Origin of the sequence: Corallococcus sp. CA047B, from assembly GCF_003612065.1 — a bacterium.
GTDB lineage: Bacteria > Myxococcota > Myxococcia > Myxococcales > Myxococcaceae > Corallococcus > Corallococcus praedator.
The window spans coordinates 1-6896 of record NZ_RAWD01000417.1 but is presented as its reverse complement, the minus strand read 5'-3'; the positions used below and the strand labels follow the sequence as shown (position 1 = coordinate 6896).

Annotated in this window: 7 protein-coding genes; 1 reads left to right on the top strand and 6 read right to left on the bottom strand. The window is 70.5% G+C overall.

The genetic code is table 11. From position 1 onward, the window contains the following. Positions 1–1221: metallophosphoesterase family protein (locus tag D7X74_RS37540; protein ID WP_120537789.1), on the bottom strand; the 1221-nt coding region annotated here is incomplete at its 3' end. 216 nt (positions 1222–1437) lie between these two features. Between D7X74_RS37540 and D7X74_RS37535 the strand changes: the two genes are divergently transcribed. Then, the gene (locus D7X74_RS37535; RefSeq protein ID WP_120537787.1) at positions 1438–1635 is read left to right on the top strand and encodes a hypothetical protein; all 198 of its coding nucleotides are present in this window, start codon (positions 1438–1440) and stop codon (positions 1633–1635) included. Positions 1636–1643: 8 nt separating this feature from the next. On the opposite strand, the gene D7X74_RS37530 is transcribed toward D7X74_RS37535, so the two are convergent. The 5 genes from D7X74_RS37530 to D7X74_RS37510 are packed head-to-tail and all read right to left on the bottom strand — an operon-like array spanning position 1644 to position 6894. Beyond that, positions 1644–2453, bottom strand: a complete 810-nt coding sequence (locus D7X74_RS37530) for a hypothetical protein (RefSeq protein WP_120537786.1) — start codon at positions 2451–2453, stop codon at positions 1644–1646. Continuing rightward, on the bottom strand, positions 2450–3160 hold the full coding sequence (locus D7X74_RS37525; protein WP_120537788.1) for a DUF4956 domain-containing protein: 711 nt from the start codon (positions 3158–3160) through the stop codon (positions 2450–2452). The genes D7X74_RS37530 and D7X74_RS37525 overlap by 4 nt, the downstream gene beginning before the upstream one ends. A gap of 5 nt (positions 3161–3165) precedes the next feature. After that, the gene (gene tmk / locus D7X74_RS37520) at positions 3166–4878 is read right to left on the bottom strand and encodes a dTMP kinase (protein WP_120537785.1); all 1713 of its coding nucleotides are present in this window, start codon (positions 4876–4878) and stop codon (positions 3166–3168) included. Between the two features lie 6 nt (positions 4879–4884). Further along, positions 4885–5604, bottom strand: coding sequence for a VTC domain-containing protein (locus D7X74_RS37515; protein WP_120537784.1), 720 nt, complete (start codon positions 5602–5604; stop codon positions 4885–4887). Positions 5605–5616: 12 nt separating this feature from the next. After that, a complete protein-coding gene (locus tag D7X74_RS37510; RefSeq protein ID WP_120537783.1) occupies positions 5617–6894 on the bottom strand; it encodes a hypothetical protein in 1278 nt (425 codons plus the stop codon). Positions 6895–6896 lie beyond the last annotated feature (2 nt).

Genomic DNA, 6896 nt, shown 5'->3' with positions numbered 1-6896 from the left:
GGCGTTGCCGACGGTGACGTTGAGCGTGCCCTGCGGGGGCGGGGGAGGAGCGGGCAGCTCCTTGGTGAGGGAGAAGGAGTCGAGCACGCCACCGTCCGTCTTCACGAGCTTCGCGGTGAGGGTGCCCTCCACGACGTCGACGTCGAGGAAGCCGTGGGCCGCGTCATCGCGAATGACGCTCCAGGAAGGGCGGGAGGTGGCGAAGGCGCGCAGCGTGGCGCCGCCGCCGCCCACGACGAGGTAGGGGATTCCGCGCTCGGTCTTGCCAGCCTCGGCGTCGCCCAGCATGGGCTTGCTGCGTTCGTAGTCGTGATCATGGCCGGTGAGGACCAGGTCCACGCCGTACTTCTCGAACAGCGGGCCGAACTGGCGGCGCATGGTGAGCTGCGAGCCGTGCTCGCCGCTGGACCAGGAAGGGTGGTGGAAGAAGACGACCTTCCACGGCTGCGTGGTGGCGGCCAGGTCCTTCTCCACGAAGGCCTTCTGCGCGGCGAGCGTGCACTTGGACGCGGACGCAAGGCCCACGGCGCAGTTCGAGTCGATGGAGACGAAGTGCACGTGGCCCCAGTCGAACGAGTAGTAGCGCTCCGAGCCTTCGGCGTTGTTGGTGGGCAGGTAGAGGTTGTCCAGGTAGGGCTGGGCCTCGTTGGTCACGTACTCGTGGTTGCCCGGGGTGGCGAACATGGGCACCTGCGCGAGCAGGGCGGCCATGGGGGTGAAGAGGTTCGTCTGGAATTCGGTCTCGGTGCCGGACGCGTAGGCGTTGTCGCCCAGCGCCACGAAGAGCTCCGGCTTGTTGGTGAGCATGGCGGCGGCGACCTTCTTCTGGTCGCTGCCGCCCGTGCCGAAGTCACCCACGGCGGCGAAGTGCACGCGCCGGGTGCCGCTGACGGGCGCGGTGCCGAAGGTCTTCGCGGGGGTCGTCTCACCGCACGCGTCCACTGAATACGTATAGGTGGTGGCGGGAGTCAGGCCGGTGAGGACCACGGCATGGATGCGCGCGGAGTCCGTGGAGCGCGCCACCGTGCTGGTGTTGCCGACGCCATAGCGGACCTGGGCCGATGAGCAATTCGAAGCGAGCCGGAACGCCACGGTGGCGGTGTCGGGACCCACGCGCTGCAGATAGGGATCACGCGGCAGGGCGAGCGCGGTACCCGCGGCGCAGCCCAGCACGAGCAGGGCAGCCAGGGGGGCGAGCGATAGAGACTTCGTCCGGTCCATGAATCCTCCGGCCCGAGACATTCGGGACCGGGGCCCAACCGTTCATGGTCGAACGTTCATCCGAAAAACGTCCCCGCAGGGGGAGACAGGCGGACGAGCGACGCGTGAGGCCGAAGGCTGTGTGAACAGGCCTTCACGGTGGTTCGTCAGGGTGAAGGCGGAACACAGCGAGCAGGCGGGCTTGCGGAGCCCGAACGCTGCATTACCCCTGAGTCCATGACCGGAATCGCTACCGAGACCCGCGAGTACACCCTGCCGGAAGGGTGCCCCGTGTGCGAGGCGGACCTGCCGGTGCGCGTGACGGCCCGAGGCCCGAACGCGGTCTGTACGCACTGCGGCTGGATGGGCCGCCCGCTCATCACCGTGACGCACCAGGGCCTGCGCGTGTCGTACGACGACGGCGCGCAGGCCTGAGCCCAGCGCTACGGCTTCTTCACATCGAACGAGACCAGCTCCTCGGTCCGTTCGCCTTCCTCGCGGACCTTGCCCACGCCGGGAACGAGCCAGTACATCCGCTGCTTCTCCTCCTTCACCTCGCCGCTCTTGTTCAGCTTGTCGCGCTGGACCTTGATGGCGTTGGTGAACGTGCCCGCGGGCGTCGTCACCGTCACGTCCTTCGCGAGCACCTTCCAGACGTAGGTCGGATCCTTCCCCTCCGTCCCGCCCGCGTCATACGTGATCAGCTCGCGCACCGCGTCCTGGTGCTCCCAGGGCACGGAGGCCGGCGCCGCCGCCAGCGACTTCATCATCGCCGGGGACCAGGTCGTCGCCCGGGTGCGCAGGCCATCCGTGATGTCCTCCTCGCGCAGGCGCACCACCAGCCCGTTCGTCAGCTCCAACTGCCACGAGTTCTCCTCGTACACCGTGCCCGTCGTCGCCGTGCGGTCCTGCTTGCTGTGCACCTTGATGGCCGTCATCTGCGTGTCCGGCACCGTCTCCGGCCCCAGCACCGTCACCGTCTTGTTGAACACCCCGCTCACCGGGTCGTTGATGCGGTAGGTCCACGTCGAGCCCTGCGTCAGCGGCCACAGCTTCGTGTATTCGTCCGGGTTGTTCTCCCCGCCGGTCTGCCCGTTGTCCGGCTGCACCGCGTCCCCCGGCAGGTCCACCGTGCCGTCCGGATTCGTCGTGGGCGCGCCGGGGTCGTTCCCCGTGGGCAGGCTTCCGCCACCACCACACGCCACCAGGGAGCCACACGCCGCGAACAGCACCGCCAGTTTCCTGAACTTCATGCCATCTCCTCCCGCGCGCCCTTGGCGCTCACCGCCGTCCACCGCAACCCCCGCAGGGATGACCCTTCCGTCTTGCCCAACGCCGCCGCCAGTGTCCCGGGCTCCGGCTCCTCCACTTCCAATTCCAACCGCCTGGAGGAGAAGTCCAACGCGCAGCTCTTCACCATCACGTTGCGCTCCCCCAGCGCCTTGCGCAGCGTCGCCTCCGCGCGCACCAGGTCGTCCGACTGCGCGGACAACACCAGCCGCTGCTTCGCGCCCGCCGTCGGCGACTCCTTCTTCTCGAACAGGTCCAGCACCAGCAGCAGCACCATCACGAACGCCGTGCCCACGCTCGCCAGCACCAGGTTGCCGTGGCCGCACGCCATGCCCAGGCCAATCACCAGGAAGAGGATGGCCGCGTCGCGCGGATCCTTCAGCCCCGAGCGGAACCGAACGAAGCCGCCCAGCCCCACCAGGCCGAACGCCTTCGCCACGCTGTCTCCAATCACCGCGGTGATGACCGCCGCCGCCGCGCACAGGAGGATCTGCGCCTGCACCATGTCCGACTTCGGCAGCGGCTTGCCCATCACCAGCCGCCAGGGCCGCGACGACAGCAGCGCTCCGATGAGCGCCGCCGCCACCAGCCTCGGCAGCATCGACGCCATCGACAGCGACTGAAGCTCCCGCTCCACGTCCTGGAACATCGTCGCGAATGGACCTTCCATGGGCGTCATGCTTCCTGCCGTCCCAGGTGGGCCGTGGACGTCTCCACCGAGGGCCGCACCGTGCGCGCCGCCTGCTCCAGGAGCCGGGCCTGCGCCACCACCGCATAGGCGTTGCGCAGCACCGGCAGGCTCCCACCCTGCTCCGAAAGCACCCGCTCCAGCAGCGCCCGCGTCTCCGCCACCAGCGGCAGCCCCCGCATCGAGGACACCACCGTCGCCGGCCACCGGCGCGCCGAGGAGGCCCGCAGCCTCCACGCCCGCGGAACATCCATTCCGTCCACGGAGTCCAGCGCCTCCTTCGTGAGCGGCGCCCCCCGCTCGCGCATCTCCCAGGCCCGGGGCGAATCCACCCCGGTGAGCGAGCGCAGCACCAGCTTCAGCGCGCCCTTCTCCAACTGCTCGCGCAGCCCCAGCGCCAGCGGCGTCTCCAGCCCCGTGGTGCTCTTGAGCACCGAAAGCCGGTCGTGCTTGAGCAGCACCTCGCGCAGCGCCTCCGCGCGCTCCGTGGCAAGCCCTCCCAGGCTGCGCGCCACCTCGGCGTACAGCTTGCGCTGCATGCCCGCCTCGCGCACCACCCAGGACTCCTCACCATCCACCCCGGCCAGGCCCAGCAGCACCGCGCCCAGGTGGCCATCCTTCATGCCGCGCTCCCGCAGCGCCCACGCCTCCGGCGAGTCCTGGCGCTTGAGCCCCTCCAGCACCGCCGCCGGCGCCTGCGCGTACAGCCGCTGGCGCAGCGCGTGCGAGCGCGGGGAGGTGACGAACCCCAGGCCCTCCGCCACGTCCACCGGCACGCTCGGCGCCAGCACCTCGCGCAGCGTCCACGCCGTGTCGTCGTCCAGCCCCGTCAGGCTTCGAGCCACCAGCCCCGGCAGCCGCTCCGCGTACGCCAGCCGGCGCTGGTGCGCGGGCAGGCCGGGGATGCCATTGAGCAGCCACACCGCGAGCTGCGGCTCGCGCGCCTCCAGGCCGTCCAGCGCGTGGAAGAAGCGCTCTTCCACATCGTCCACCGACGGCACGCCCGGCAGCGGCGGGGCAGGGGCCGGCACCATCCGCTGCACCGGCTGCTCGCGGCCCTCCAGCCGCGCGACGACGGCCTCCACCAGCCGCTGCTCCAGCATGCGCAGGGGCTGATCGTTGTTCTCCAGGATGATCCACCGCGTCGGATCCTTCCGGGCCTGCTCCAGGAACGCCTCGCGCACGCGCACCGCCAGCCCCGCGCCCACCAGGCCCTTGCGGCTGTCCGTGTCGTTGGCGCGCCCGCTCTGCAGCTTGCCCAGCCGCTTGCGCAGCCGCGCCAGGTCCGGATCCACGTCCACCAGGATGACCAGGTCCGGCCACAGGCCCTGCGACGCCAGCTCGCAGGCGGGCAGGAGCGCGTTCTCCTTCAGGCCCCGCCCCCCCGCCGTCAGCGCGAGCTGCGAGTACAGGTAGCGGTCGGTGATGCACACCTCGCCCCGCTTGAGCGAGGGCGCGATGACCTCCTCCAACTGCTGCGCGTCCCGCGCCAGGTTCAGGAAGAACTCGGCGCGCGGACCCATCTCCAGCAGCCGCGAGTCCCGCGTCAGCTCCCGGATGCGCCGGGCCGTGGGCGACTGCAATTCGCCGCCTTCCCGCGCATGTGTCACTTTGTAGCCCATCCGCTTGAGCCGCGCGGTGAGCAGGTTGGAGAGCGTCGTCTTGCCGCTGCCGTCAATGCCTTCGAAATCGATGAACACGGTACCCTATCCCCCTGCAACCCCAACCCCGGCCGCGGCGAAGGCATGCACCCTCGCCATTCCTTCCGCGAACTTGCTGTAGGCCGGCGCGCCCCCCGGATTGAGGGCCGCCAGCCACTCGGGCAGTTCCGCCCCGAGGTGCTTCACCTCCACCACCACCCGCGAGTCCTCCCACAGCGGCATTCCCAGTCGTTCCACCGTCAGCGCGGTGGGCGACAACGCCAGCTCCGGCGACACCTGGTGGAAGCCGATGTCCCGGTCCACCGTCACCCGCCACGCCTGCGACACCTGATACACGTGCCGCCGGTACGTCACCGCCAGCACCGGCATCAGGCTGCCGCCCGCGATGAGCGGCAACAGGCTCACCCCGCCGCGAATCGCCCGGCCCAGCTCCGCGCGCGGAACCCAGACACGCCGCTTCTGCGTGAGCCCGCCGCGCTCGCGCTTCACCTCCAGCACCACGCGCTCACGGCCCGCCGTGCCCACGTCCGGCGAGTACTCCTTCGTCCTCACCTTGATGCAGTTGTCCGGCGTGTGGATGGCGCGCTCGGCCAGCGGATACCCCTGCTTGTCGAAGTACACCGACACGATGCGCGTGGGCGGTGGCAGCCCCCCGCCCAGCTCCTGCGACAGCTGGGCGCACACCGCCCCGGCCTCGGAGCCTTGCAGCACCACCTTGAATTCACGGCGCAACTTGGTGACTTCGCCTTCAGCGAACGAGATCATGTCCGTGTCTCCTCACCGGAAGCGGGTGGCGAGCTGCAATGACAGCTCAAGTGCGGGCTCCAGGTCCCCCGGCCGGAGCGCACGCTCGGCCTGGACCTGGGCCTTGAAGGAATCCGCCAGCAACACGTTGAAGCCCCCCGTCAGCGCATGGCCCTGCGCTTGAATTCCACCCTGCAATTGCAACGCCTCCGCCCCCACCATGGGCTGCACGGCCCAGCCTTCGCGGCCCACCGGCACCGTCCAGTACGCCAGCACCGACTGCGACATGAAGGGCCCCAGCGCCAGCTGGCCGCGCGCCACTTCGCCGGTCAATGACAGACCCCACAGCGTCACCTCCGCGTCCGCCGCCGTCGCGTAGCGCTGCGTCCCGTCGATGACCTGCGTGAGGTAGGTGCTCGCGCCCACGGTGAGGAACTTGAAGGGCCGCACGCTCAGGCGCGCCGCGCCGTCCTCGCTCAGCCGCTCCCCGCCCGGGCCCTCGCCGCCCTCGAAGAGGCCCGCGGACAGCTTCAGGCCCCAGGCCTCCTTGAGCCGCACCTCGCCCATCAATCCCAGACGCCGGCCGCCCAGGCCGTTGGTGTCCGTGAGGTAGTCCTCCACCAGGCCGCGCCCCTGCAGGGGCAGGCTCCACGCGGATTCCAGCGAGCGCTGGAGGAAGGGCGACTTGAAGCGGCCCGCGTACAGGCGCAGCCGCTTGGAGTCATCCGCCAGCCGCACGAAGGCGTCCTTGAGGATCGTCTTGGAGGCGAGATCCGCGCTCACCTCCGCCTCCAGGTTGGACAGCGACGCGGCCACGCCCACGCGCGCCGACTCGATGCCCAGGTCGCGCTGATACTTCTGGCGCTCGTCGGCGGTGCCCTGCGCGAACACGCGGCCGAACACCCGGATGCGCTGCTGCGTCTTGCCCTTGTCGTCCGCCTTGTCCGCTTCGTCCGGCGCCTCGCCCAGCGTGTCCGCGCCCTTGTTCTTCTTCTTCGCGCCCGGCGCGGCCGCGTCGGGCACCGGCGCGCTGGGGGCATCCACCTGCTCCGGCGCGCCCCTCACCGGACCCTGCGCGGGGCCAGGCATCGCCTGCGCCACCGCGCCGTCCAGCGCGTCGCCCGACGCCGCCTTGGAAGCGTCCTCGCCGTCGCCGCCGTCGCCGTCGCCGTCGCCGTCTTCACGGGCGACGTGGAGCGGTTGATCCGCGTCCTCCGGCGCCGGGTCCTCCACCGGTTCGGCTCCCGCCACCGCTGGAAGGCCCAGGAGGACCGCGACGAGCCATCCCCGCCGCCATCCCTTCTCCTCCATCC